The organism is Planomonospora algeriensis (assembly GCF_977012225.1).
This window is the reverse complement of record NZ_CDRNDK010001004.1, coordinates 1-717: the sequence shown is the minus strand read 5'-3', so window position 1 is coordinate 717 and position 717 is coordinate 1. Positions and strand designations below refer to the sequence as shown.

The 717-nt window shown below is 77.7% G+C and carries 1 protein-coding gene; it reads left to right on the top strand.

The genetic code is table 11. The annotated features are described in order from the left end of the window. The coding region (locus ACWJ6R_RS37465) for an ABC transporter permease (protein WP_449066727.1) at positions 1 to 717 on the top strand (717 nt) is incomplete at both ends.

Genomic DNA, 717 nt, shown 5'->3' with positions numbered 1-717 from the left:
GCCGCTCGGTCCGCGAGGGGCGGTGGCTGCGCGCGGGCGACGCCGGCGGGGCGGTCGTCGAGCGCTCCTTCGCCGAGGCGCTGGACCTGCGGGTCGGCGACCCCTTCCCGGTCACCGCGCTCAGCGGCTCCTCCCACCCCCTGGTCGTGGTGGGGCTCGCCGAGACCGCCGACCAGGGCTTCTACCCCGAGTGGACGCCCGGCCTGGCCTGGACCCTGCCGGAGACCCTCACCCGGATCGAGCCCGCCCCCGGCCGCCGGGAGTCGGTCACCGGGCTGCGGCTCGCCGACGGCGAGGACACGCTGCCGGCCGTGCACGGCGCCGTCACGCTGCTCGACGAGCAGATCCGCCGCATGTCCACCTGGCGCGAGGTCCGCGCCTCCATGGAGCTGGACAACCGGCTGCTCGGCCTGCTGCTGGGGCTCTTCGGCGTGGCCGGCCTGGTCGCCGCCGCGCTGGCCGTCGCCAACGTGACGGGCGGCCGGGTGCTCGCCCAGACACGCGACATCGCCACGCTCAAGTCCCTCGGCTACACCCGGGGCCAGGTCGTCGCCCTGCTGGTGACCGAGCACGGGGCGCTCGGGCTGGCGGGCATCGCCCTCGGCGTGGCGGGCGGGCAGCTCGCCGCGGCGCTCACCCTGGACGGCCTGCCGTTCCCGCCGCTCTCGCCGCTGCCGCTGCTCGCCATCGCGGCCGGGACCGCCGCGGTGGTCCTGG